Origin of the sequence: Lentimicrobium sp. S6 (assembly GCF_013166635.1) — a bacterium.
Taxonomy (GTDB): Bacteria; Bacteroidota; Bacteroidia; order Bacteroidales; family UBA12170; genus UBA12170.
This window is the reverse complement of the sequence record NZ_JABKBZ010000274.1, coordinates 1-558: the sequence shown is the minus strand read 5'-3', so window position 1 is coordinate 558 and position 558 is coordinate 1. Positions and strand designations below refer to the sequence as shown.

Here is a 558-nt window from a genome sequence, read left to right as displayed (position 1 = left end):
TGGTGAGCTTTGATGTGGATGGCGACGTGCTTTCTGATACCGCTAGAAAAACCATTGTGGTCTATCCAACACCTTATGCTGACTTCGATGTGAGTAATGTATGTGATGGCGAAGAAGCCTTACTAGTGAGTAATACCAATGCCAATAACTCCATTTTGCAATCTTGGACTTGGAACTTTGGAGATGGACAAGATACTACTATCATTGGCAATGAGGTGAATAATGCCATCAATCATTTATATGAGCAAAGTGGTGTTTATGAGATCAGTTTAATGGCGCTCACCGACCTGGGTTGTAGAGATACGGCTTTTGGTGGCATTGCGGTGAATCCTATGCCAGTAATACACTTTGTGGCCGATACCAATGCTTTCTGTGGAATAGGTGATATCTTATTCACTGACAGCTCTACACTAGAGAGTGGAAGTATTATTGATCGTTATTGGAACTTTGGAGATGGCAACAGAGCTAGATCTCCTCTAGATACCATTTTACATACTTATATTCCTTTTGAAGAGCAGTTGAATGAATTGTTCACAGTGAGCCTCACAGCCACCAGTG

The 558-nt window shown here is 41.8% G+C and carries 1 protein-coding gene; it reads left to right on the top strand.

The genetic code is table 11. The annotated features are described in order from the left end of the window. The coding region (locus HNS40_RS22700) for a PKD domain-containing protein (RefSeq protein ID WP_172284982.1) at positions 1-558 on the top strand (558 nt) is incomplete at both ends.